19 protein-coding genes are annotated in these 25,361 nt (G+C 64.2%); 9 read left to right on the forward strand and 10 right to left on the reverse strand.

Translation table 11 applies throughout. The features are described 5' to 3' along the window. Positions 1 to 101: 101 nt before the first annotated feature. The 10 genes from ACO054_RS11900 to ACO054_RS11945 form a co-directional block, all read right to left on the reverse strand. A complete protein-coding gene (locus ACO054_RS11900) occupies positions 102 to 932 on the reverse strand; it encodes a DJ-1/PfpI family protein (RefSeq protein WP_421706796.1) in 831 nt (276 codons plus the stop codon). Positions 933 to 968: 36 nt separating this feature from the next. Then, complete coding sequence (locus ACO054_RS11905; protein ID WP_421706797.1) at positions 969 to 3,020, reverse strand: TonB-dependent siderophore receptor; 2,052 nt, start codon at positions 3,018 to 3,020, stop codon at positions 969 to 971. A gap of 337 nt (positions 3,021 to 3,357) precedes the next feature. Next, the gene (locus ACO054_RS11910; RefSeq protein WP_421706798.1) at positions 3,358 to 3,735 is read right to left on the reverse strand and encodes a hypothetical protein; all 378 of its coding nucleotides are present in this window, start codon (positions 3,733 to 3,735) and stop codon (positions 3,358 to 3,360) included. A gap of 189 nt (positions 3,736 to 3,924) precedes the next feature. Then, positions 3,925 to 4,908 carry a hypothetical protein gene (locus tag ACO054_RS11915; protein WP_421706799.1) on the reverse strand — a complete coding sequence of 328 codons (984 nt, stop codon included), beginning with the start codon at positions 4,906 to 4,908 and terminating at the stop codon, positions 3,925 to 3,927. Then, complete coding sequence (locus tag ACO054_RS11920; RefSeq protein ID WP_421706800.1) at positions 4,908 to 5,867, reverse strand: diacylglycerol kinase family protein; 960 nt, start codon at positions 5,865 to 5,867, stop codon at positions 4,908 to 4,910. Before ACO054_RS11920 ends, ACO054_RS11915 begins: the two co-directional genes overlap by 1 nt. Then, entirely contained in the window at positions 5,864 to 6,871 is a 1,008-nt protein-coding gene (locus ACO054_RS11925; RefSeq protein WP_421706801.1) for a fatty acid desaturase, read from the reverse strand. The genes ACO054_RS11920 and ACO054_RS11925 overlap by 4 nt, the downstream gene beginning before the upstream one ends. Before the next feature lie 75 nt (positions 6,872 to 6,946). After that, positions 6,947 to 8,188: a serine palmitoyltransferase gene (gene spt, locus ACO054_RS11930; RefSeq protein ID WP_421706802.1), complete on the reverse strand. Its 1,242-nt coding sequence runs from the start codon at positions 8,186 to 8,188 to the stop codon at positions 6,947 to 6,949. Further along, a complete protein-coding gene (locus ACO054_RS11935) occupies positions 8,185 to 8,442 on the reverse strand; it encodes an acyl carrier protein (protein ID WP_421706803.1) in 258 nt (85 codons plus the stop codon). Before ACO054_RS11935 ends, spt begins: the two co-directional genes overlap by 4 nt. A 101-nt stretch (positions 8,443 to 8,543) precedes the next feature. Then, positions 8,544 to 9,521 carry an NAD-dependent epimerase/dehydratase family protein gene (locus tag ACO054_RS11940; protein ID WP_421706804.1) on the reverse strand — a complete coding sequence of 326 codons (978 nt, stop codon included), beginning with the start codon at positions 9,519 to 9,521 and terminating at the stop codon, positions 8,544 to 8,546. A gap of 6 nt (positions 9,522 to 9,527) precedes the next feature. Beyond that, complete coding sequence (locus ACO054_RS11945; protein ID WP_421706805.1) at positions 9,528 to 11,330, reverse strand: fatty acyl-AMP ligase; 1,803 nt, start codon at positions 11,328 to 11,330, stop codon at positions 9,528 to 9,530. Positions 11,331 to 12,274: 944 nt separating this feature from the next. On the opposite strand from ACO054_RS11945, the gene ACO054_RS11950 reads away from it, so the two are divergent. The 9 genes from ACO054_RS11950 (at position 12,275) to ACO054_RS11990 (ending at position 25,250) form a co-directional block, all read left to right on the forward strand. Beyond that, positions 12,275 to 12,787, forward strand: a complete 513-nt coding sequence (locus ACO054_RS11950) for a sigma-70 family RNA polymerase sigma factor (RefSeq protein ID WP_421706806.1) — start codon at positions 12,275 to 12,277, stop codon at positions 12,785 to 12,787. Positions 12,788 to 12,959: 172 nt separating this feature from the next. After that, on the forward strand, positions 12,960 to 13,976 hold the full coding sequence (locus tag ACO054_RS11955) for a FecR family protein (protein ID WP_421706807.1): 1,017 nt from the start codon (positions 12,960 to 12,962) through the stop codon (positions 13,974 to 13,976). A 314-nt stretch (positions 13,977 to 14,290) separates the two neighbouring features. Then, positions 14,291 to 16,753 carry a TonB-dependent receptor domain-containing protein gene (locus ACO054_RS11960; RefSeq protein ID WP_421706808.1) on the forward strand — a complete coding sequence of 821 codons (2,463 nt, stop codon included), beginning with the start codon at positions 14,291 to 14,293 and terminating at the stop codon, positions 16,751 to 16,753. A gap of 192 nt (positions 16,754 to 16,945) precedes the next feature. Beyond that, positions 16,946 to 18,673, forward strand: coding sequence for a PepSY-associated TM helix domain-containing protein (locus tag ACO054_RS11965; protein ID WP_421706809.1), 1,728 nt, complete (start codon positions 16,946 to 16,948; stop codon positions 18,671 to 18,673). Between the two features lie 118 nt (positions 18,674 to 18,791). Further along, positions 18,792 to 19,394 carry an RNA polymerase sigma factor gene (locus ACO054_RS11970; protein WP_421706810.1) on the forward strand — a complete coding sequence of 201 codons (603 nt, stop codon included), beginning with the start codon at positions 18,792 to 18,794 and terminating at the stop codon, positions 19,392 to 19,394. 79 nt (positions 19,395 to 19,473) lie between these two features. Continuing rightward, positions 19,474 to 20,514: a FecR family protein gene (locus ACO054_RS11975; protein WP_421706811.1), complete on the forward strand. Its 1,041-nt coding sequence runs from the start codon at positions 19,474 to 19,476 to the stop codon at positions 20,512 to 20,514. A 149-nt stretch (positions 20,515 to 20,663) separates the two neighbouring features. Further along, on the forward strand, positions 20,664 to 23,075 hold the full coding sequence (locus tag ACO054_RS11980; RefSeq protein ID WP_421706812.1) for a TonB-dependent siderophore receptor: 2,412 nt from the start codon (positions 20,664 to 20,666) through the stop codon (positions 23,073 to 23,075). A 473-nt stretch (positions 23,076 to 23,548) separates the two neighbouring features. Continuing rightward, entirely contained in the window at positions 23,549 to 24,061 is a 513-nt protein-coding gene (locus ACO054_RS11985; RefSeq protein ID WP_421706813.1) for an RNA polymerase sigma factor, read from the forward strand. Between the two features lie 229 nt (positions 24,062 to 24,290). After that, positions 24,291 to 25,250, forward strand: coding sequence for a FecR family protein (locus tag ACO054_RS11990; RefSeq protein WP_421706814.1), 960 nt, complete (start codon positions 24,291 to 24,293; stop codon positions 25,248 to 25,250). Positions 25,251 to 25,361: the final 111 nt, after the last annotated feature.

The following is a 25,361-nucleotide window of genomic DNA, read 5'->3' on the forward strand; positions in this document are numbered from 1 at the left end:
AAACGCTTCCACCTAAGGCGATCGCGCTCTCATCATAAGTCTTAGAGGGCGATTCACGTCTCAGGTGGAGGCCAAACGCTTCCACCTGAGACGATCGCGCTCTACAGCCGCGTCATGGCGGTCTGCGCGACTTCCCGCGTGTCGACCAGGAAGGACTCGAACATCTCGGTCAGTACGGCCGTGGCCTCGGGCGGCGCGGTCTCCGGCGTTCCGGCGTCGAAGGGCGGCGCGGGATCGTACTCGGCGAAGAGCTGAACCATCTCGGCGTAGGGCCGTCCTCGCAGAGCCTCGATGATGGACAGCCCGAAGTCGATCCCGGCGGTCACGCCGCCGCCGGTGATGCGGTTGCGGTCCGTGACGACGCGATCCTTCACGGGGATCGCACCCAGCTCCGGCAAGATGTCATGGGTCAACCAGTGGGAGGTCGCACGATACCCCTGGAGCAAACCGGCGGCCCCCAGGACCAGAGACCCGGTGCAGACACTGGTCACCCAACGGGCGCGGCTGGCGCGATCCTTCAGGAAGGCCAGCGTCTCCTCGTCTTGCATGGCGGCCAGGGTGCCCAGCGTGCCGCCTGGCACGCAGATCACCAGCAGGTCTTCGGGGCAGTCGGCGAAGGTGGTGGTCGGCTGGACCAACACACCGGTATCGGTCGGAACGGGATCGGCCGTCTTGGCGACCAGGTGCGTGGTCTCCCCCCAGAGATTGATGAACATGTGGTGGGGACCGAAGACGTCCAGGGCCGTGAACTCGGGATAGAGCAGCAGCGCGAGATGTCCCTCGCGGCGGCCGCCCAGAAGCTGTTCCAGTTCCGGCGACATTTCGTGAGCGGCCTCCTTTTCCGCACGGGCCACGGCAGCGGCCAGCAAAGCGAAGGGGGCAGCCGCCGTGGCCGCCAAACCGGTATTGAACAGGCGTCGGGTGATGGTCATGACGGTGTCATCCTTTTAGAAGATGAAGAGGCAGGTTCAGAAAGACGCGGAAACGCTCAGGAAGACGGAGCGCGGCTGGGTCGGACGTACGACGGACTGGCCGAGAAACTGATAGGGCTCGAAGTGGTCTTCGTCCGTCAGGTTCTCCACGGATAGCCGAACATCGAGGGGCCCCAGTTCATAGGAAAGCTGAGCATCGGCAACGAAATGGGCCTCCGTCTCCAAGTCGTTCTCCAGCGTGATTTCCCGCTTCGAAGCCGCGCTGACGCCGAAGCCGAGACCGAGACCGTCGAGAGGACCGTCCAGGAAATCGTAGCGGGCCGCCACGCGGCCGCTGTGGCGCGGAATACGGGTCAGACGATCGCCCTCGGGCAAACGCAGATCCTCGGTGACCTTGGCGTTGGTGTAGGCGTAGTTGGCCAGGAAGGTCAGCTCCGGCGTCGCTTGCCAGATGACATCCAATTCCGCGCCCCGCGACCTCTGTTCGCCGGTCTGAACCTGAGAACCGGTATTGCCCGGCTCGAAGGTGGGAACGTTCTTGCGGATCAGCTGATAGCCAGCGACGGAGCCGCTCAAGCCGATGCGGTCGAAGTCGAAGCGCAGGCCGGCCTCAAACTGCTCCGACTCTTCGGGCTCCGGCGGGCCGTCGCCGGTAAAGGCCTGCACGCCCCGGAAGCCACGGCCATAGCCTGCAAAAACGGTGACCTGCTCGGTCACATCGAGGGCCGTGCCAAAACGCGGCGTGACTTCGTGCGCCGTGAAGTCCTGACCGCGCTCTTTTTCCTCGATTGTCAGCCGGGTCCAGCGCAGGCCGCCCAGAAAATGAAGCCGGTCGAACCAGGTAATCTGATGCTGACCATAGGCCGCGTAGGTTCTGTAGGCGTTGTCCTGCAAGATCAAAGGTGGATCATCGGGTGCGACGAAATTGAAATCGCTGGAGTCATCGGCGTAGTCGAGAAAGCCCAGGATCTGGAAGTCGAGGGAAGCCGGATTCTCCGTTCGGTCGTATTCGAAGCCGACCAGCAAAGTGTTGGGCGCCCCGCCGACGTCGAAGTCGTAGGACAGGTTGGCGTTGGTATTGAATTGCTCGACATCCGTCTCGAGGACGCCCGAGGACACTGCGTAGACCGACGGCGTCGCGGGGCTGATCGGACCGCCCAACGCGAAGCTGCTGTTCTCCTTGAAGTAGCTGTCGTAGTAGCTGGCTTGGACGGAACCTGTCAGCGCATCGCCGAAATCATGGGTCAAACGGGCCAGCACGAGCGCATTACGCACGATCGTGTCAGGCGTATCTCTTGCACCGGAAAAGCGAAAGCGGTCGATCGGGAAGTCTCCGCCGACGGCTCCGTCGGCGGGCAGGCCGGAATACTCGAGATATTCGTTCCTAGAGTAGATCCCTCGGACCAGGAGCTCCGTATCCTCCGTGAGGGTCAGGCGCAGGCTGGGAGCCAGCAACACACGCTCGCTTTCCTCAGCATCGATGAAGGAGTCGGCGCGCTCGAAGTCGCCGGAAAAGCGGAACGCGATCCGATCCTCGACAAGCTGCTGGTTGAAGTCCCAGAAGGGGTTGAAGGTTCGGAAACTGCCCGCACGCAGGCCGGCCGTATAGGAGGACTCGAACTCCGGCGTCCGCGGAACGACGTTGATGAGGCCACCGACGGGCGCGCCCGTACCGCCGCCGAAAAGCGTGGCCGAGGGTCCCTTCAGAACCTCGATCCGCTCAACGTTCACCAAAGTTCCCGTATCGAAGACGTTGGTCGCCCCGAAGATCGGCGTCCCATCGAAGTATTGGTCAGCAGCGAAACCGCGCACGAAGAAGGAACTCAGCAGGCTTTCCTGGGCCGCCGGCGTGCGCACGCCGCTGACGTTCTCCAAAGCGTCCTGGAGCGTCTGGTCCTGCTGGTCCTCGATCAGGGAGCGCGGAACGACCTGAATGGATTGAGGAATCTGTTCGAGCGGCGTTTCGGTCCGGGTGCCGGTGACGGCGGTCAAGGCCCGATAGCCGTCGACCGGCCCTGCCGGCGTCTGCGTCACGGCCGGGGCCGTCACCTCCACAGGCGATAGCACCGGAACTGGGCTGTCTGACAAGGCCTCCTCGTTCGTCGTTTGACTTGGCTCCTGCGCTTTCGCGGGGTCAGGGACAAGCAGGTGAAACGAGCAGACGGAAAGGATGAGAACAGGTGTGTATCGCCAGGTACGGCGCAGTGGGGACATGACTTGCTCCCGAGACTCCGAAGACACAGGCAGAGGCCACCGGATGGACGGATCGGGACCTCTGGATCTTGACAGGAGAAGCCTTCGTCGTGCCCGAAGACGCGATGGACTCGCGCCGGCGGAAGATGTCGCGCCAACCTAGTGCCGAGACTGCAAGCGTCGAGCAGACGCACGAGATCGACCCGGCGCGAGAGCGGGCATCAACGAAGGGTCAGGAGCGCAGGGGCGGCGCCCGAGGCTGTAGTGCAGTCGGCCGATAGCGCAGGTGGCCGGCGGCCAGGATCGGCGACCAGGGCTTCGGCCCCGAAAGCCCCACTTGCGATACCGGGACCAGGTCCTGGCTCGACGGAAGTGCCGGCCCGATCGGGGCGAAGAAACAGGCGGAGGCCGTCTCGGTCTCGTGGTTGGGGTCGGTCTCGACCGGATCGCCGTTGGCGTCGAGCGTGATGGTCGAGAAGCCGCTTCCGTTGCAAATGACAAGCTTGAAAACGCCCTCGCGCGCCGCAGCCGGGTCCGGCATGAACCCGACCGGGATCATCGCCCGCAATAGCAGGGTAAAGGCGATCAGGCCTGTGAGCGCGCGAAACACATTGTATTCCAGATACTTGACAAGCAGCCTGGCTTATACGTTGTGCAAGCTGAGGTTTCAACGCGTCGATTGAGCACAGCCACAAGCGTCGCGAGCGATCCCTCGCCGCAGATGCGATTTACCTGTTCGGTGGAAGCAGATCGGCTTCCGTCAAACATGATCGCGGTCTGGATCGGATAGCGAAACGCTCTAGCGAAACGCGCCCTTGCGGTAGAGACGCCAGGCCAAGCCGGGCGCGGCCAACAAGGGGTGGCGGCGCTGCCAGGCCGTGGGCTCCGTGCGGATGCCGGAATGGGTCTCGATCTTCCAGAGCACGTAGTCGAGGCCGTCGGTAAAGGTGTGCGCGTTCTTGATCAGCCTGAGAACGTGCAGACAACGGCCCGCCTGACGGCGCCAGTACCAACGCCGCTCCGCCAGCCGGCGCCGTCCGGGATCGACCGCATGTTCGAACAGGGCCGTGCGCCTCTCGTCGATCGATTCGCGATCTCCCTCCACCTCGACCGGCCACGCCTCGCCAGCCAGCGCCGCCTCGGTGAGGTTTGCATAGCGCTCCACCGCAGCACCATGCAGCACCTCCGATCGCCCCACACGTTCCGCCCGGAACTCGGTCCGGTAGCTCTCGCGAAAGGCACGGGTCCAGAGATCGCTGGCGGAAAAACGCGCCGGCAGCAGCGGGAGAGTCTGACCGGCGGTGGTCCGCACCGCTTGCACCAGGGCATCGCGTACAGCGTCACGCACCCACTCGTCGTGGGCGTAGGGCAAGGCGCAGGGCTGGGCCATGCGGGCCCAGATGGTCGGAACCAGAGCGGCGGGCGAGCTGTCGCGAAACAAGGCAGCCATAGAGACCACGGCGTACTTGGCCCGCAGCGTCCGGCCTTCGAAGGGCATCTCAAGATAGTAGACGTTGGGCGGTATCAGCTTGTTTAGAAAGGCCATGACGCGCCCCCGGTGAAAGGCGCGGTAGCTGTCGACCAGGGTGTAGAAGTCCAGGACGCGGCCGTCGTCCTGCCCGTCGCGCAGGCAGGAGCCGTAGAAGAGGCAGCCCAGAACCGCTTCGCCGTGGCGCCGTCGGATCTCTTGGGCAACCGCGACGACGGCGTCGGAGACGGGCTGCCGCAGTTCGGCTTCGACGATCCGGGAGAGCTGGGCGCTCTGCCCCTGCTGCTCGGCCATCAGCACCTCACAAAGCTCAGGGGGCCGGCTGCGCTCAGCTCGAGCCAAGCGTCCGGCGCGGTCTCGTAGAGTTCGCCGTCCAACGCGAAGGGCAGACCCGGGCCGATCCTGACCTGGGCCGCAGCATAGCTTCGATAGCTGTCGCCCGGCAGGCGGCGTCGGACGCCCCCGTAGAGGACGCGGAGCGCACGTCGGATCAAGCGGTCGGGCGGGTGGCCGAGCGCCGTGAAGCGAAGATCGCCATCGCCGCCTCCCCAGTAGGGCTGAAAGCCGAGCACCAGGCGGTCCAGGGTGGTCGCTAAGGCTAGCATCAGGGTAACGTCCTCGGCCTCCGCTCCGTCGACGCCAAGCCCGACGCGATCGCCGCGCAGGATCCGGTCGGAGGCACCGCCGTTCGCCAGGTGACGGACAATCAGAGACCCGAGCGTCCGCAGGGTGTGCAGCCGTGGATGGCTTTGACGCCCCGGGACCTCGTCGTAGCTGTAGCGGATCGCGCGGTAGAGACTGCCGAGAGCCAGGAACATGCCGTAGAGGGGCCTGGGCTCGCCCTCGCGACGGACGCAAATGGCATGGCGTTCAACGAGTGTATCGGTCAGCTTACCGGCTTCGACGCGGCGGACCAGCCGCGCCAGCGCCCGGTCCCTGGACCCGTGGAGACCGACATCGCCGGCGCACATGTTCAGCGTGCCGCCGGGCAACAACGCCAGGGGCGGCAAGGTAGGAAACCGGGGAGTCGTAAACAGTTCGGTCAAGACGGCGGAGACGGTTCCGTCGCCGCCGTTGATCGCGATCACGGCCGTCCCGGCGGCGGCGAAGTCGTCCAGAGCCTCCGCCAGACCGCTCAGCCCCTGGATCGGGCGATGGAGAACCGAGGCGTCGGAGGCAGCCGCGGGAAGCGCGCCGGCTCGGTTGCTCAGACTGAGAGTATTGCTGACGAGCCCGACGGGCAGGCGGCTCACGGAGCCTGTTGAGCTGTCGAGGCGGCAGGGCGGGGACGTGAACGCGCCGGCTTGGTCGGCGGCTCGGTCGGCGGCGTGTGCACGATCCGGCTGTAGGTCGACATCGCCGGATTGAAGATGAAGTTGACCAGGACTCCGGTCCAGGAGCGATAGGACTTCAGACCATCGTAGAAGTCCGGGGCCGCCTTGCGCAGTCGCGGCAGGTTGTTCCAGGGCACGTTGGCAAAGTCATGGTGCTCGTTGTGGTAGCCCATGTTGAAGCAGACGGCGTTGAGCGGGCCGTAGTAGGAGTAGGTCTCCTGCCCCGGCTCCGTCAGGTAGTGCTCCTGAATCCAGCGTCCGCCGAGCGGGTGCAGGCCCAGCGCGAAAACGGTCGAGAGCAGCAGATAGGCCAGTGCCGCCGGGCCGAGGAAGATCAGGACCGCCAGATTGACCACGAGCTGGGCAACCACATTGGCGACGATCCAGGGATCCCAGAACTCGGTGCCCTTCACCATCATCGGCCGCAAGGCCTGGGAGATGGAAAAGAAGAACATCCACACCGCCTTGCGCCAGGCCGAACTACCGACCAAGCGCGCCTCCGCGTGACTGACGATGTCCGGGTCCGATCCGTGCTCGCCCAGATGCTTGTGGTGCATCAGGTGGTACTTGCGGAAGGCCATCGCGCTGGGGATCGCCAAGGCGAAGTCGCAGACGATCCCGAGGACCTTATTCTGACTGCGCTTGCGGAAAACCAAGCCGTGGGTGCACTCGTGGATCAGCACATAGAGGGCGTGATTGAGAAAGGCCCCGAAGCAGTAGGCAAGGACCAGAATCCAGGCCCAATGCAGGTCGACCGCCAAACCGGCGACAACCAGTTGAGCCGCCACGAGGCCGATCACCCAGGCCGCCGTCCAGGGATTGCGGCCCATCAGTTGCTTGACCTCTGGGTGCTTGGCCAGAATGTCGCGCCGACGGCCGACATGGCTGCATTGGCCCTCGACGTAGGTGAAGTCGACGCTCATTCTCTCGATTACCCCTTAGCCTGTCGCCTTTGCGACAGCCGCTGCGCGAGCCCGTGTCCCGCTCTTGTCGCTAATTCAGTCGCCTGCCTGAGCCATCATCGCCGAAGCCGGCTCGGCTTGCGGCGCATGGGCGGCGAGTTCGCGGGCGATGCCCTCGAACTGTCGGCAGATGTGATCGATCTGCGCCTCCGTATGGGCGGCCGAAACACTGCAGCGCAGCAGCGACTCGCCATGCGGCGTTCCCGGCGGAACGGCCAGATTGACGTAGACGCCGGCCTCCAACAGGCGGGACCAAGCGTAGTAGGCGGTTTCGATGTCGGGAAGCTGGACGGCGATGATCGGACTCATCGGCGCACAGATCTTCAAGCCCAAGGCGAGCAACCTCTGATAGACCTGATCCGCGTTGCGCCAGAGGCGATCGCGCAGGGTGGAGTCGTTCCGGATCTGCCGGATGGCGGCGACGACCGAGGCGACGTTCGCCGGCGCGGAAGAGGCCGTGTACATGTACGGCCGGCTGCAGTAGCGCAGCACTTCGAAACGCGGGTGGTTCGACGCGCCGAAGCCGCCGACGGAGCCTAAGCTCTTACTAAAGGTCCCGACGTAGAAGTCCACCTTGTCGGAGACCCCCTCAGCCTCGGCCGCACCCCGGCCGTTCGGCCCAAGCACGCCGAGCGAGTGCGCCTCGTCGACCAGTAGATAAGCACCGTGCTTCTCCTTGACCTCAGCGAACTCGGCGATCGGCGCACGGTCGCCCAGCATGCTGTAGATGCCCTCCACGACCACCAGATGGCTCTGCCCCTCGCCTTCGAGGCGGCTGAGACGGCGGTCAAGATCGGCGGGATCGTTGTGGCGGAAGCGCACGATTGTCGCGCCGCTGAGCCGCGCGCCGTCGTAGATGCTGGCATGGGAGTCGGCGTCGATCAGCATCACGTCCTTCGGACCGGCCAGGCCGACCAGCATGCCGAGGTTGGCCTGATAGCCCGTGGGAAATCCGAGCCCGTAGCGGCAGTTCATGAAGCTGGCAAGCTCGTCCTCGAGCTGGCGGTGGTTGGCATAGGTGCCGTTGGCGATGCGCGACCCGGTCGTTCCAGTGCCATGCTTACGGATGGCCTGCGCCGCCGCTTCGATACAGTCCGGATCGAAAGTAATACCAAGATAGTTGTTGGTTCCGGCAAGAATAGTGCGCCGGCCGTTCACCTTGGCTTCGGTCGGCGAATAGACCTCCTCAAGGCAAACATTGAAGGGATCCGCGCCGGCGTCGAGCAGACGGTCGCGGCGGACGGCGATGTCGCCATACTTGTCGAAAATATCGGTCATGCCTGGGCTTCCGTCCGCGCGACGACAATCTGAACCAGATCCTGCGTGGTCTCTACGTCGGAGACCATGTTGACTGGGATGTCGATCTCAAAACGATCTTCGATTTCCATTATCAGATCCATAGCTGCCACCGAATCGATGTTCAGGTCGGACATCAGTTTCGTGGAGGGCGTGATTTCGATGCCGTCGGCATTATAGCGCTCCAATATATTCCGAATGCTTTCAAAGGTAGCTGTGTGATCGGCCTCAACCATTTCGGATTCGCTTTAACCATCCTGCCGCAATTCGCCGGGATTGTAGGAATGGAGAAAAGGGCGTCAAGGCTTGACTCCCGGTGATCGATACAGGTCGTCGGTTACAGCCATCCGGCCTCCCGATACCAGGAGATAGTTGCTACAAGCCCTTGGTCCAGTTGCACTTCCGGCTGCCATCCTTCCACCTCCGTCGGCCCAGGTCCGCGACTGACCCAGTCGGAATGAGAGAACTCGTTCAACTTGCCTCGTGTCCAGATCGGGGCCTGCCCGAACAGGGCGGCGATCCCCTCGCTTCCCGTGGCGGTTGCCCAGAGCAGAGAGCGCGGAATCGAAACCGCGCGAACCCGCCGATCGAGCTGCCGCGCAGCGATCTCCGGAAGCTCGCCCCAGGCGTAACCGCCGGGTCGGCCGTCGTCCACCTCCGCGATCCCGCCGGACCAAGCGCTCTGGCGCAGCAGATGTTCGACCAGCTTCTCCAGATCCGAGATGTAGAGAAGCGAGAAGCGGTTGGTCAGGGGCGCCGGCAGAATCCCGACACCGCGGCTGAGCTGCTGAAACAGCCCGAAGGTAGCGCGGTCGCCCGGACCGTAGACGGCTGGCAGGCGCAGACAGAAATGTTCCAATCCGGCGGCCTCGCGGAGCAAGGCCTCCTCCCCGCCCCGCTTGCTGGCCGCGTAGGCGGAGACGCCCGGTTCGCGTGCCGCGAGGGAGGACAGCAGTAGGACGCGGGGCCGCGCGGCACTTTCCGCCGCGAGCCGAACCAGCCGCGCCGTCCCGGTTTCGTTGACGGCGGTAAAATCGGCGGGCCGGCGCGCCCGGATGGCGCCGGCGCAGTGGACCAGTGTCGTAGCGCCCTCCAGCAAACGGCGCAGACTGTCGTCCCTGTCGAGAGCCCCCTGCACCACCTCGACGCCGAGCGCCTCGAGTTCCGGATCGGGACGACGTAGCAGCACCCGCAGGGGTACGTCCCGGTCGCGCAGGCGCCTGACGAGCGCGCGGCCGATGAAGCCGCTCGCGCCGGTCATTGCGACCGGTGCCTTGGCAAGCACCGACGCCTTGGCCTGCGCGTAGGTCGTCATTCGCGTTCAGCCGCTGTCGGTCGCGGAGCGGACGGGCTCCAACGCCACCACGGGAGCTGCCGGGCGGCCCAGGCTGAGAGGCTCCAGCCGATCGCCGAGGTAGCTGGCCTTGACCGCCGCCCGGCTCAACTTGCCCGAGGAGGTGAAGGTCAGCGAGCGGGTCGGCACCAGCATGACTTCTGGGTCGACGCCCGCGACGACACGGCTTGCGCCCTGCATGTCCCGCACCAGGGCCTGGCGCGCCTCCTCGTCGTTCAAACGGCATTCGGCGACGATCACCACCCGCTCGCCCTTGACGTCGTCGTCGACGCAGAAGGCCGCAACGCCACCCGTCCGCAGATCAGGCAGTTTCTCCAGCGCCCATTCCAGATCGTGCGGCCAGATGTTGCGACCGTTGCTGATGATCAGATCCTTCTGGCGACCCGTCACCACCAGCTCGCCGTCGGCCAGATATCCAAGGTCTCCGGTGTCCAGCCACCCGTCTTCGCTCATGGCACCGCGGGTTGCCGCCGGATCCTGGAAGTAGCCTTCCATCAGGCTGGGACCCTGAACGTGAATACGGCCGATCTCCCGCTCGGGCAGAACCCGGCCGCCGCTGCCGCGGATCTCGACCTTGTGATCGGGCAGCGGATGTCCGCAAACCACGACGGTCCGCGCCCGCTTTGCCGATCCGTTGCCAAGCTTGGCTACGGGAAGTGCCTGATGCAGAACCTCGCAGGCACGGCGGTCGATACGATCCGTCTTCAGGCCGCGCCCCAAAGGCGCGAAACTCACCGCCAGGGTCGCTTCGGCCAAGCCGTAGCTCGGCAGATAGGCGCGCCGGTCGAAGCCGAAGGGACTGAAGTGAGACGCGAACTGCTCCAGCACCTCCGCCCGGATCATCTCCGCCCCAACACCCGCGACGCGCCAAGAGGACAAGTCGTACGTCCCCCCTTGCGCCTTCGCGGCACGCCGTACGCAGAGGTCGTACCCCATGGTCGGCGCAAAGGAGATGGTTGCACCGTGGTCCGAGATGATTTGGAGCCAGAGCAGCGGGCGCTTGGTAAAGGCGGAGGTGGGTAGGTAATCGGCGGAGAACTGACCGAGCAGCGGCGTGATGGAAAAGCCGACCAGCCCCATGTCGTGATAGAGCGGCAGCCAGGAGGCGCAGCGATCACCAACCTCGAGCGCTAGGCCGTGGCGGGCGATACCCCGTACGTTGCTGGTCACACTGCGTTGGGTCACCAGCACGCCACGCGGCAGGCTGGTGCTGCCCGAGGAGTACTGTATGTAGGCCGGCTCGTCCTTGCCCAGCGGGCGAAGATCGCCGCCCGCCTCCGACAGATCCCAGAAATCGGCCGGCGTGCCGACCAGCTTGATCGACAGACCTTGGCAGGCCTCGCGCAGCTCCTCGATCGTATCGGCTTCGGCTACGGCGAGAGACACATCGGCCGCCGACAGCATCGCGCGCAGCCGCTCAATGTAGGCGCTGCGGCCGCCAAGGTTGGTGCTGATCGGCAGGGGCACCGGCACCAGCCCGGCGTACTGGCAGGCATAGAAGAACACCATGAAGTCGGCGGAGGTGGTGGCGATCAGCCCGACCCGACTGGCACGCGGCAGCCCGCAGGCGGAAAGCCGCAGCGCCAGCGCCACACTGCGATCGCGCAGGTCGGCATAGGGCAGCACCACCTCAAGCGCACCGCGACCGGAGAAGAAGTTACAGCCGGTTTCCCCGCGCGCCGCGTAATCGAGACCTTCGGCAAGAGTCTCGAAGGTCGCAAGTCGCAGATCAAGCTGGGAGTTGATCGTGGGTGTCGTTTGAAGTGTCACTGCTGCTCTATCATCCCGGTAAAGCCGCAAATCGCTCAATTGACTCACGGCCGCTCTCTCCTCTCGGGCTTTTCTCGTCCAATAGTCTGCCACCCCTGCGACAGGCAGGGTTGCAAGCACGCTCGTCTGTCGGATCGACCCGACGCAGATCTAAAGTCTCAAAGCTTTTCGAGCAATAGTTTCCCACCCCTCGAAAAGCGCCAGATGCCAACGACGCTCCCGATCATCGATTGGATGATCCCAGGGAGGTTTCGGGCGAAGAATGCTGCGTGTTTCCCCTGTCATTCTTACGCCACTGCCCACAATGACGAGGCATAGTCACGGCAACCACGTGATACCAAGGAGTTGAGCCTGTCATATTCAAGAGCGATTCGCCTTCAATTTTCCGATTTACCCCTGTTTTTACAGCTTTTTTCGTAATCTTCGCTTTGCCTCACAGACTGACTTGCCGTTTCGGCGACCACTTCGTCTTGAAGAACGGTACGACCGGACGTCTTGAGCCTTCCCCTTATCTTAAGACGTCCATTCGATAACCAACAAAAGCTCTACTCAGCAGCCTCACGTCATTGAAGCGTTTCGACAAATCAACTTTTGCTACAGAAGCTGAAGACGCGCCCAGCCGCCGGAAACGCGTCACGGCCGGCTTCCAGGTGACAACTGTCGCTGGACTGCGCGGCGGCGAGATACTCGATCCATCTGCTTGCTATTGATTTTCACTCGCAATACAGAGGAGATGCCAGCACGCTGTTTTCCTTGGAAATAGGATCGCGGCAACAAGACCGCGAAAGTCGAGCGGATGAACAGACACATATCCTTCCGCCCGAACGGTCGGCAGCGGTCGAGATCCCTTTGGCCGGGACTTAGGCCGAGGCCCGCGTTGGGAGCGGCGGAACGACGAGCCGCACCCGAAATCGGAAGCACAGAAGCGAGAGGGCTGTTTGCGGGTGCGGGGCTCTAGAACAGCACTCAGTCTTTTCGTAACGCACCGGAGCGCCCTGGTCGATTATGCCGCCGGTATCGTCGGCAATCGTGCACAGGCGGAAGATCTGGTCCAGGAAGCCTGGCTGCGGTTCGACGAAACCGCCGCATCCCGCCATCTGGAACAGCCACTCGGCTATCTCTATCGCATCGTCCGCAATCTGGCACTGGACGGCCGCCGACGGCTTAAACGCGAGCGGCGCATCCTGCCCGGCAGCGATTTCGACGTTGCACTAGGGACCCGCGCCGACCAAGGCCCGAGTCCGGAGAAAGTCGCGCTCTACAAGGACCAGCTGGACGCGGTGATGACGGCCCTCGACGAACTGCCCGAACGCACCCGCATCGCCGTGGAGATGCACCGTATCGGCGGGTGCAAGCTGAAGGACATCGCGGCTTTCTTGGACATTTCGGTAGGTCTGGCTCATGTCCTGGTCGCGGAAGGCGTTCAACACTGCAAACACCGACTGGGCTGGCCATGACACATCGACCGCATTCCCCTCGACCGTATTCCCCTCGACCGTATTCCCCGCGGCGCGAGAGTGTGCCGTTCTGCCCGCTAGGAAAGACCTTCTGAAAAAACGCATGTCAGGAGCGTTTCGTGAGTGACACTTCGCACCTCCGGCGGCCGGAAGACTGGCGACGACGACAGGCATGACCGAGACATCCCTCGCAAACGCACAGAAAGCCTCCAGAGAAGCGACGGACTGGCTGATCCGCCTGCAGGAGACGCCCGACGACCAGGATCTGCTCGACCGCTTCGATGCCTGGCTGGACGCAAGTCCGGTCAACCAAGCAGCCTGGGCAGCGACGCAAAGGACAGCCCGCCTCATCGAGGAGACGCCGCTGCGTAACCCCGCCAAAAACGATCGTCGCCCCAGCGACGTGCCACGCCCGCGCGGTGCGGCGCGGCGCGGCAGCGGCCGTCGACCGACCTCTCGGAGCATGAAGACCCTTCGCCGTGCCGCTCTCGTCGCCAGCCTCGGCCTCACTCTTGCGATTCTGGCCCCCGATCTCTGGCTGAGAGTTCATGCGGACCACCGAACCGGGACGGCGGAACAACGGGATCTGCGATTCGACGACGGCACCCTCGTCGTTCTGGCACCGGGCAGCGCTCTCACGGTCGCCTACAGCGAAACCGAGCGACGCTTCGATCTGCTTGCCGGCGAAGCCTTTTTCGATGTGGCGCGAGATCCGACGCGGCCTTTTCAGGTGACGACGGAGGACCTCAGCGCACGCGTGGCCGGGACGTCCTTCAACCTTGACGTTCACGGCGACGGAGCGACCGTCGCGCTCAAGAAGGGCCGCCTGGAGGTCGATCGCCCGGGCGCCCCAGGACAGAGTCAGCCCGCCAACCTGGAGGCTGGCGACACACTGCGCCTCGGCAAGGAGGGGGAGGTCCAGCGCGGCCACCGGGCGCCGGCGCTGATCGCAGCTTGGCGGCAGGGTCAGCTGGTCGCGGAAGATCAACCGATGAGACAGGTTGTGAACCGGCTGGGCCGCTACTACGCCGGGCGGATTCTCCTGACCGATCCGGAACTCGGGCGGCTTCCGGTCACCGGAGTCTACAATCTCGCCGATCCCGTCGAAGCGTTGCGCGCAATTGCCCGTGCCCATGGCGCGAAGGTCCGCCGGATGACCCCCTGGCTCCTCGTCGTTTCACGGTCGTAGCACGATTTTATCCATATATCGCAATAGCCTAGAAACCACCTCGCTGTTTTTTCTGAAAATCCCCCCGCCACCGTCGTTGCTGCAACGAAGCAAGTGCGTGCGTCGCACTCGCATCAATGGACGATGCGGGTGCGCGCCTCGCCGGTCGACGCTCGGGTGCCATGGGGGAAACGGATCGAATGCAAAAGATGGAGACTGCGGAAGCCGAGGGGCACGTCAGGCCTGCGGATCATGTGAAAGCCAGAAAGCAAACAAGACAGCAGGCGCCGAGGAAGGAGCCTTCTCCGCGAAGACACGGGCTCCGTCTCGCCACGGTGACGGCGGCCGCCATTTCGACGGCCTTGGCGCACCTTCCCGGCGAAGCCCAGGCAGAGGATTGGCAGACTCGCCTGCGACAGCTCGAACCGGCGGCCGTACAAGCATGGCCCGCGCTCGATCCAAGCCGTGGGGGTCCTTTAGATCTCCAGACCGCTCAAACGCAGCGGACCTTCGATATCCCGGCGCAGGGGCTGACCGGCGCCTTGGCCCTCTTCGGCCAACAGTCCGGTTTGCAGGTCACCCTCGACGGCGCCCTCGCGAGGGGCCGCACTACCTCCGGGGTGAGCGGCAACCTTACGGATGAGGAAGCCTTGCAGCGCCTCCTGGCCGGTACCGGACTGACCTACAGCCGTTCAGGGGAAACGGTCGTCGTCGAAGAGCTTGCGCAAGCTGTCGTCCCGGCGCCACGGGAACCTTTCGTACTCGATCCGCTGGTGGTGCGCGGGCAATTGCAAATCCGCACGCTGCAGGACACACCGGAGAGCGTGGCGATCCAGACCGGCGAAGAGCTGGAGCGACGCGGCGACTTCGATCTCTACGACGCCATCGAGCGCATCCCCAACGTCAATCAAAGCCCCCAGGAACGCGGCTTTTCCATCCGCGGCATCGACCAGCGCGGTCCGGCGGCCGGCGCCGGCGGCGGCCAACTCGTCTCGACCCAGGTCGACGGCGTCGCCCTGACGAACGTCGGAACCTTCAGCGGGCCCTACAGCTCCTGGGACCTGCAGCAGGTCGAGGTGCTGCGCGGCCCGCAGTCCACCCAGCAAGGGCGCAACGCCCTGGCCGGGGCCATCGTCCTGCGCAGCAACGACCCCACCTACGACCTGGAGCTGCGCAGCCGCGGCGAGGTGGGCTCGCGCGCCACGCTGGGCGGTGCGGTCATGGTCAATGTCCCGCTGATCGAAGACCGTCTCGCCCTCCGCTTCTCTGCCGACCGCCTGCAGACCGACGGCTTCGTCGATAATCCGACCCGGAACGAAGACGACTACGACGCCCGCGAGCAGACCAACCTGCGCGGCAAGCTGCGCATCGATCCGACCGACGACCTGGAGATCATCGCCTCCTTCTCCCAGACCGACAGCTCTCGGGGCAGCAACTTCATCGAGGAAGCCTTCTTCCCCGACGACCGCGTCAACCTCTCCAACCTGGAGGCGGATGAGGATTCCCTCCACCGCAACAGCGGCCTACGGCTGACCTGGCGGATCGACGAGGCCTTCTCGCTCGAGTCCGAGACCAACTACTACACCCTCGACTACGAGCGCGTTGCCGACCGGAACCGCCCGGCGGCCGACGACCTCGGCTTTCTCGATAGAAGCAGCGACGAGACGGTGTTCGAGCAGGACCTGCGCCTGCGCTACGAAGGCGAAGACCTCAGCGGCGTCCTCGGACTGTTCTACACGCAGACCGAGGGGGATTTCTTCAACCTTACCCGGGATCCGGCGAGCCGTTTCACTAACCTCGCCCCGCCCGGCGTATTTCTGGAAGCAGAGTCGAACTCAAAAACCGAGGTGGAGAACTTCGCCTTCTTCGGGGAGGCCGACATCAGCGTCGACTGGCTCCTGCCCGGCCTGACCTTCACGCTCGGCGGACGCTACGACCGGGAAACCGTGGACAACGACATCCGCACCGTCGCAACGCTGGACCCGGCCATCCCCTCGCCCATCCCGCTGCCGAACGATCGAAACGAGACCGACGCGAGCTTTTCCGCCTTCCTGCCCAAGGTCGGCCTGACCTACGACTGGACGCCCGATATCGCCACCAGCTTCACCGTGCAGCGTGGCTACCGGGCCGGCGGCACCCAGGTCAATGGTTTCAACCAGCAGGTCAACGAGTTCGATCCGGAGTTCACCTGGAACTACGAGCTTGCCCTGCGCAGCCAGTTTTTCGACCGCAGGCTGACCGCCAACGCCAACCTCTTCTACACCGACTGGACCGACCAGCAGGTACCGGTCCGTGGCCCCTCGGGAAACTCAAGCGACTTCGATATCGTGAACGCTGGCGAGTCTCGGCTCTACGGCGCCGAGGCATCCCTGGAAGCCATGGTGACGCCTAAGCTTGACGTCTTCGGCTCGATCGGTCTGGTGCGCACGGAGTTCCTGGACTTCGAAAGCGGCGGCCAGGACTTGTCGGGCAACGAGTTCCAATCGGCGCCGGAGGTGACGGCGGCCTTCGGCGCGACCTACTTCTTCGACAACGGCATCTCCGTCGGGGCCGACGCATCCTACACCGGCGTGTCCTTCGTCGATGCCGACAACGATCTCGCCGCCAGAGCCGATGCGCGCTTTCTGGTCAACACCCAGATCACCTACGACCACGACAGATGGAACGCCGGCTTCTTCGTCCGCAACCTCTTCGACAACGACTATGCGACACGCCGCCTCCCCCAGCAGGACGGCAGCCGGGTTCTCATCTCCGGCGAACCTCGCACGTTCGGGCTCTACATGGGGTTCGAGTTCTAAAAGGCGATCTTGTTCGGATCCGAAACCCAGGAGAGTTGGAAGCCAGGGTTGCGGCACGCGGTCGCGGCTCTTTCGCCTCACCCCTGGTAGCGGAACGTTGTCAGACGCCGCCGATCACAGTAGAAGAAAGCCCAAGAGTGCGAGTGCCTCGCATTATCATGGAATTCTGGGTCGGATAGCGGGAGGGCCACGATGGCCGTTGAGTCCCTGGGTCAAACGGATGCCGGTTACAGGGGTGCGGCCGCGCGCGGACGTCCGAAGCGCAAGCGCACGGCCTCCAACATCGCCTTCCTGATCCACTCGGCGTCGGGACTCTGGCTCACGATCCTGCTGGCGGTCGTCATGATCAGCGGCACGATCACCGTGCTCTATGCCGAGATCGACTGGCTGATCCACTCCGAAATGCGCATCTCCCCAGGCGAGGAGCGGGTCAACCCGGGCGTGCTCTACGACAACCTGCTGGAGGCCTATCCCGACGTCGGCGTGAACAGCCTGAACACCGCCGTCATGACGGATCGCAAAGCTGCCTCGGCTCTCGTGGCCGTTCCCGACGGTGGGTTCCGTTCGGTCTGGATCAACCAGTTCACCGGCGAGGTGATCGGCGACACCCCCTTCGTCACGGTCGGCCAGTTCATCAACATCCTGCACACCAACCTCTTCCTGCCGGTGGTCGGGCGCTATTTCGTCAATTTCTTCGGCGTCCTGCTTCTGATCTCCATCGTCACAGGCCTGATCACCTACAAAAAGTTCTGGCGCGGCTTCCTGCGCCGCCCCCGCTTCCATCGCGATGCGCGCACCTGGCTAGGCGATCTGCACCGCCTGACGGCTCTCTGGTCGCTTTGGTTCCTGCTGATCATCGGGGTGACCGGAACCTGGTGGTTCTATCAAGACCCGCTGGTCAGCGCCGCCGGCGTGCCGGACATCATCGCCGAGCGACCGACGCCGCCGACCATCACGACGGCCGAACTGAACTTGCTGGGGCCCGAGACGCCCGAGCGGCGCTCCGGCGCCGAGATCGTGTCCGCCGTTCAGACCGCCTATCCCGACATGCGCGTAACGCTGCTTCTTCCGCCGGACGCCGCCGACCAGCCCTTCAGCGTCTTCGGCGACAGGGGTGAAGTGCTGATCAATGGCGGTGCCAACAGGATCTACGTCAATCCCTTCACGGCGGAGATCATGGGTGCCCACCTGTCCGAAGACTGGACGGCTGGCCAGCGCGTCGATGCCGCGATGCACCCGCTGCATTACGGGAACTGGGCCAAGGGCGGGGCGGCCGATCTGACCGTCAAACTTGTCTGGTTCCTGGGGGGCGCCATCATCAGCTTCCTGACGGTTTCAGGCCTGATCATCTATCTCAAGCGTACGCGGCATGCCGCCGGTACGCTGCTGGCAGGCACGAAGCTGGCCGCGGCGGTGAGAAAAGGCTGGAACTGGATCAAGCCCTGGGGCGGCCCCATGGGCGCCCTGAAGTACGTCAATATCCTGGTCGTCGCCGGCATCTGCGCGGGCGGCGCTCTGGTGCTGTCCCTCGGTGCCGAAGGTCTGGGCGACAAAGGCAGGCAGTTCGAAACCCAAACGGCCGGCCCCTTCGATATCGGAGCCGTTGCAATCGCCGGACTTCTGGAGGCCGACTTGCCGCCAGTGCGCCCCGGCGCCCACATGGACGTCTATCCCAAGATCGCCGACGGGCGCTTTCGCGATGCCCGCTTCATCCGGGTTGGGCTATCCGACCGAGACGGCGAGGAACTCGACAGCGCAGTGGTCGAAGGCGCCGACGGTATCGGCAACGGCCATGTCCACCTGCCGGAGACGCTGGAGGGCGTCCGCCTCTGGATCGAGATCGAAGGCTGGGATAACCAGAGGCATCGCGCCTATTGGCCGCTGATCAGCGATGCAGGAGAGGCATCACGGCAAGGCTAGCCGATGCGGTTGGTCGGGAGAAAGCGTCCGCGGCAGCCTGCCCCAGGTCGCGAGGCGCGGCCGTCTCCGCTTCTCGGCTTGCCTGCACTTTCGAGGGCAGCCGGCGGCGCGGTCGCACATGGATGACCTGACTGCCGAAACCTTGCCGAAAGGAGCAGCCGGCGAAGGGTCCGGCACCGGCCTGAGCGCCTTTCCCTCCGCGTCAGAGCAGGCTCGGCACGCGACCGCCCTGGCCAGCCTGCACCGGGATCACTGGCGCGACCTCTGCCGCTATCTTGCGGCCACATTCGGGCAGGGACCGCCGGAACCCGAGGACATAGCGCAGATCGCCTTTGCCCGCGTCGCGGCGCATAAGGACTTCCGCTCCATAGAGAATCCGAAAGCCTTTCTCTGGCGCACCGCACAGAACATCGCGGTCTCGGAGAAGCGATCCCAGGCGGCGCGGCGGACCGAGCCTCAGAACGTTGACGGAGTTGCCGCCGAACAACAGGGCGACGAAGTCACGCCCGAGCGCCTTCTGGCGGCGAGGGAACAGATCGCCGCGATCGCGACAGCCCTCGACGCGATGCCCGCGAAGCGGCGCCGCATGCTGGTGCTGAACCGGATCGAGGGCCTGAGCTTCGCAGAAATCGCGCGGCAAACGGGTCTGTCGCAAACGGCCGTGAAAAAGCACGTCGCGCGCGCCATGATCGACCTGGATGCGGTCTTGGCCGAGGGATGATCGAGGTCTTTGGAGAAGCAGGCGCCCTACGACCTGTGGGCAGCCATTCTACAGCGGGTATCTTTTGAGACAGGATCCAGTGGAGTCCAGAGACGAGACGATAGAGGCCATCCGGGTCGCAGCGCACGATTGGCACGCCCGGATCGAGGCTGGAGAGATGACGCCGGCGGAACGGCAGGCGTTCGAGACTTGGCTCGCTGCCGCCCCCAGGCATCGCGCCGCCTACGAACGCGCGGCGGCCTTGTGGCGCGAGGTCGGCGGGATCGAGAGAAGCGCCCTATCCCCGCGCAGCTTGCGACCGCTCGCGCGCGAGCGCTTGATCGCCTGGGCTGGCCGGACAAGTCGGGATGGCCGCAGACCACGGCGGGCCTTGCGCTTCGCCGGAGGCTCGGCCGTCATCGCGGCCCTGCTTCTCGCCGTGCTGCTGACCGGCCTCCCGGGCTTGCCGTTCTCCGGTGGAGAACGCTTCGAAACGCAGATCGCGGAAACGCGTAGCGTCGCTCTCGCCGACGGCAGTCGCGTCACGCTCGGCGCCCGCAGCCGCGTGACGGTCGAGCTGGAGGAGACGCTACGGCTTGTCCGGCTACGCTCCGGCGAAGCCTTCTTCCAGGTCGCAAGCGACCCGACCCGTCCCTTCGTCGTCGAGGCCGGCGACACGCGCGTCGAAGCGCTCGGCACCGCCTTCGACCTGCGTTACAGAGACAGCGGGCTGCGCATCGCCGTAGCCGAGGGAACGGTGGAGGTCCGCACCGCAGGGGCGAAGGAGGCCACGACTTCGGCACGCCTGTCGGCCGGTCAGGAGATCTTCGCCGACAATCAAGGCGCGCTCGGCGACATCGCGGCGATCAGACCCGACGCGGTCGGCCTCTGGCGGCACAACCGCTTGGTCTATACGGGTGCCCGCCTGTCCGAGGTCGTGGCAGACGCCAATCGCCATCATGAAGACTGGATTTTCCTGCGCGACGACGCGGCGGCACAACTGGAGATCACGGCGGTGTTCGACGCCGGCGACATCGAGGGCCTGCTCGCAGCGCTCGGCGAGGCCCTGCCGATTGCGATCCGGCACCTGCCCGGCCCTGTCATCATGATCGATCGCAAAGCTCGGGAAACCGGCGACTAAGTTACCACCCCGCAGGAAAAGTCCGGCAGAGGGGTGACGATTTCCCTCCCTAAAGCGTCGTTGGATTGGATGCGATTGCGACGCATTCATATCTATTGGGGGGAAGACTCTTGAAAATTGGGTGCGTTCGGTCGATCCGCAGCTTGGCAATGGGTACGGTCCTGTCCCTGTTGCTGCTCGTGTCACACAGCTCGCTTGGCGCGGCACAAGACAGTCGAGCGGTTCCGCTCGACCTGCCGTCTCAGCCACTCGGACAGTCGCTGGTCGAGGTCGCGGAGCAGACCGGCATCACGATCATCGCCGAAGAGACCCTGGTGGCCGGCAAGGCCGCCCCGCCCCTGTCGGGCACCATGGCGCCAGAGGAAGCAGTGCGACGCCTGTTGGCCGGCAGCGGGTTGTCGCTGCGCATCGGCACAGGCGGTGCCCTGATCGTCAGTCAAGCGGAGCCTGCGGCGGAGACCGACGGACCGCTTCGGTTGCAGGCCGTCACGGTCGACGCCGTCCTGCCCGGTACCCTGACGCAGAGCTATGCAGCGCCCGATTCCTTCGGCGCGACCCGAACGAACACGCCGATCATCGAGACGCCGCAGTCCACCCAGGCCATTACGCGCCAAACCCTGGAGGACGCAGGCGCCACGGATGTGGCCGACGCTTACGACTTTCTGGCTGGAATTCAGCGGGACAATAACATCGGCGGCCTAACCGGCGACGCCTATCTGGCACGCGGCTTCGTCGGCGACAACGTTCTCCTCAACGGAAATCGACTCGGGCGACCCGCCACCCTGGACACCGCCAATGTCGAGCGTATCGAGGCGTTGCGAGGCCCCACGGCCACGCTGTTCGGCCGTGCCGAACCCGGCGGCGCGATTAACATCGTCACGAAACAGCCGCTGTCGGAGCCCTTCCATCAAGCGGAGGTGAGTGGCGGCAGCGGGTTCGCCGGCGAGGGCGACCGCTATCGCGACGTTCGGGCGACCATCGACAGCGGCGGCCCTATCGACGAAGGGGGCCGCGCGCGCTATCGCTTCAACGCCGCCGCCGAGTACGAGCGGGACTTCCGGCAGGACTTCGACAAGTCGCTGTTCTTTGTATCGCCGGTGGTCGACGTGGAAGTCGACGAAAAGACCGTCGCCAACCTGGAACTGCTGTACCAGTATCGGAAAGACACCTTCGATCGCGGCACCTTCTTCGTCGACGGCGACCTGGACCTGCCCCGAGACTTCTTCCTCGGCGAGGATCAAGGCGAGGACCAGAGTTCCCATGTTCTGGCGGGTACATTTCGGATAGACCGCGAGCTGTCGAACGCCGTGACGGCGAGACTAGGGCTCTACGCGGGCTATGGCGACCTCTTGAGCGAAGGCGTCGAACCGAGCGCCGTCATGGGCTCGCAAGTCTCCCCGGTCCGCATTACCAACGACGGGACGGAACTGTTCCTGACGGCTCAGCCGGAACTGGTGGCGGAACTCGCGACGGGACCCGTCGGTCATACGCTTTTGTTCGGTCTGGACGCCGCCTACCGGAGAAGCGAGATACTCGCCTTCCGCGGGGGGCCGGGAGCGTTCGTCGACGCCTTCAACCCGGATTTTCCCCTGGAGGTGCCGGGAATCGACAGGGAGCTATCTGCACTCGGGAGTTCGAGATTCGACTCCGACTTCACGGCGCGATCCATCGCCCTCTACGCACAAAACCAGATCGACTTGAGCGAACAATGGAAGCTGCTGCTCGGCGCACGCTGGGAATCCGTTTGGCTGTCGAGCGAGGTCACGACCGCGTTCAATGCCGGCACCGTGGTCACCGATGCGCGAGACGAAGACTTCAAGGACAGCGCTTTCCTGCCACGGGCGGGTCTCGTCTATCAGCCTATCGAGCAGATCGGCCTCTATGCCTCCTACTCCGAGAGCTATCGTCCGCCGCCGGGCCGTGCCCCTGTGCGAGACGCGAACGGCGAGCAGGTCGATTCCGAGACGGGACGCAGCTTCGAAGCCGGCGTGAAACTAGACGTATTCGATGGACGGCTGACCGGTACGCTCGGCGTCTTTCGTATCGAAAAGGAAGACGTCATCGACGTTGATCCCGCCGATCCCTTCGCCGTGACCAACCTGGGCGAAGTCCGCAGCCAGGGGGTCGAGTTCGACCTGTCAGGCGAAGTCTTCGACAACTTCAACCTCGGTGTGACCTACGCCTTCACGGATGCCGAGATTGCGAGCAACGACAGTGGCATCCCAAGCGGCACCGCGTTGCGGAATGTGCCGCGCCATGCCGCCTCCCTCCGCGCTGCCTATCGCTTCACACAGGGTCCCTTGGACGGTCTGCGGATTTTTGGAGGTGCCGTCTACGAGGGCGAGAAGCCAACGAGCACCGAAGGAGGATCGCCACCAGACCTGCCGGATTATGTCCGCTTCGATCTCGGGGCATCCTACGAGTTCACGGAAAACCTGCAGGCCCGGCTTCAACTTCAGAATCTTACCGACAAAGCGTACTATACCAGTGCAAATGGGCCGAACCGCGTGACCGTAGGGCAACCCTTCAACGCGACGCTGGGCATCAGGGTAAGGTTCTAAGCGTATTCGACCGCTCATGGACGACATGATCATGGGCGACATGATCCAGGCGTTATTTTGGAAGCCGTCGGAGCATAGAAGAGACGGCGACGCCCCGCGCAACAGAAGACTTCGCCTGGAACACCTTTAGAGGGCGATTCTCGTCTTAGACGGAAGCGCCGTGCTTCCGCCTAAGATGATCGCGCTCTGGTTCACCGTCGAACCATTCGTCGTCAAAAGCGCCCAGCGCGAAACCCTGCACCTTCAAGCCGGAAGACCGCGGCCCGACCTCGACGCCGACACCGTCCTCAGGCAGAGCGCCATTGTTCCGACCGTAAATCGATGCTAACCGAGCACTGCGAATCATTATTAATCGTATTGCAGCTCTGTCGGCATGCCGTGTCAAAGGCGCCAGCTCCATGCTCGGCCAAGACAGGCATTCGCTCTGCTCCCTTGCCACCCGGCGATCGAAGCGCGAGGAAATGCTCGAAACCATGCGTCGTGAGCGAGAGCTTTTGGCCCTCTACATTGCCCATCGTGGCGCACTGGTGAGCTACGCCAACGGAATCGTTCAAGACCACGCACGAGCAGAGGACGTTGTGCAAGAGGCTTGGGAGCGGGTTTCGGCCATTGCCCAACATCAGTCCCTGAGCGAGCCTCTGCGCTACTTCTATCGTGTCGTCCGTAATCTCGCGCTTGACGGACGACGCGCGAGGAAACGCGAGCTGCTGCGCGGCGACCGTTTTTTACCCGACATCGCGGAGAGCGTGGCAGACGATGCCCCGTCCCCAGAGGCCGAGACCTCGCTGCGGGAAGAACTGCGGATCGTGCTGGAGAGCATGGCCGAACTGCCCGAGCGGACGCGGCTCGCACTTACGCTCCACACGGTCGAAGGACTGAAGTTAAGGGTCGTAGCCGAGCGGATGGGCCTGTCCGTATCCTATACCCAGCAACTCGTCGCGGAAGGCAAGCTGCATTGCATCAAACGCCTGTTGCGCCGACGCTAAGGCGCGGAACCGAACACGAAAGGGATGCCAGAGGAGAAGCGCAGACTTCGCACCTGCGTTGTCACGCAGGGAAAGAGGCTTTTCGGCCCCAATCTGCCAAGATACAGGGAACTCTCAATGCGTTCGTCGGCGCCGCTGTCAGTGAAAGGACGAAATGACCTCGTCATCTGATCCAGACAGTGGCGGTAACCGCACGTCTCATCTGGGCGCCTCTCTTCGGCGAACAAGCGTGACCGACTGGGACCGCGCCTTGCGAGAGGCCGTCAACTGGTCGATCCTTCTCGACGAGGATCCGGAAGATCGGGACGTCCGCGCGCAGGTTGCCGCCTGGCGCAGAGAGGATCCCTTGCACGACCGAGCTTGGAACGAGACGGTTTCAGCCTCGCGCTTGATCGCAGACACCAAGCATGTGACCTCGCACCAGCGGGCGCACAGTCAGGCCTATCGTATCGCCAACAAAAAGAAGATCCAGAGCCGGGTCGGAGCGCTGGCCGGGTTGGCTGCCGCCGTCGCCCTCGTCTGGCTCGCCGGTCCGCACATCCTGCTGAGCCTCACAGCAGATCACGTCACCGGAACAGCGGAGCAGAGAACGGTCGCGCTTCCCGACGGAAGCAACGTGCGCCTCGCGCCCGCCAGTGCCTTGAGCTTCAACGACGCAGAGGACGCGCGGGAAGCAAGGATCATCGCCGGCGAGGCCTACTTCGAGGTCGCACGAGATCCCCAGAGGCCCTTTACCGTGGTTCTAGAGCAGGCGACCGTCACAGTCGTGGGTACGGCGTTCAATGTCCGGCTGGGCGCTGAAACGACGACCGTCGGCGTGAAGCACGGCAGCGTGCAGGTCGACGCACGGGACGGAAACGAGGAAACCGTCATTCTGGAGGCAGGCCGCTGGGCAGAGATATCCGACGATGGCCGCATCGCAAGCGGAAGCCGCGATCCAGGGCAGGTCGGCGGCTGGACGGGGCAACGGATCATCGCGGTCGACCGCCGCTTGTCGGAGGTCGTCGCCGATCTGCGTCGCTACTACTCCGGCGTGATCGTCTTGACCGGAGAGTCTCTGGCGCAGCGAAGCGTTACCGGCGTCTTCGATGCCAGCGACCCGGTTGCCGCCGCGCGCATCATCGTACAGCCCCATGGCGGCAGCGTTCGCCAGATCACGCCTTGGCTTCTGATGATCTCCCCTTCCTAAGCCTCTGATAACTCGGGCTTTTGGAAGTTTGTCCGGTAACAGATGAACTTTCTGCCGGAAAAACGCCTGCCTGCAACGTCGAAGCCACGAAGACGATAATGCGTCGCATTA

It is taken from the genome of Algihabitans sp. (assembly GCF_965226985.1).
Classification (GTDB): domain Bacteria; phylum Pseudomonadota; class Alphaproteobacteria; order Kiloniellales; family DSM-21159; genus Algihabitans.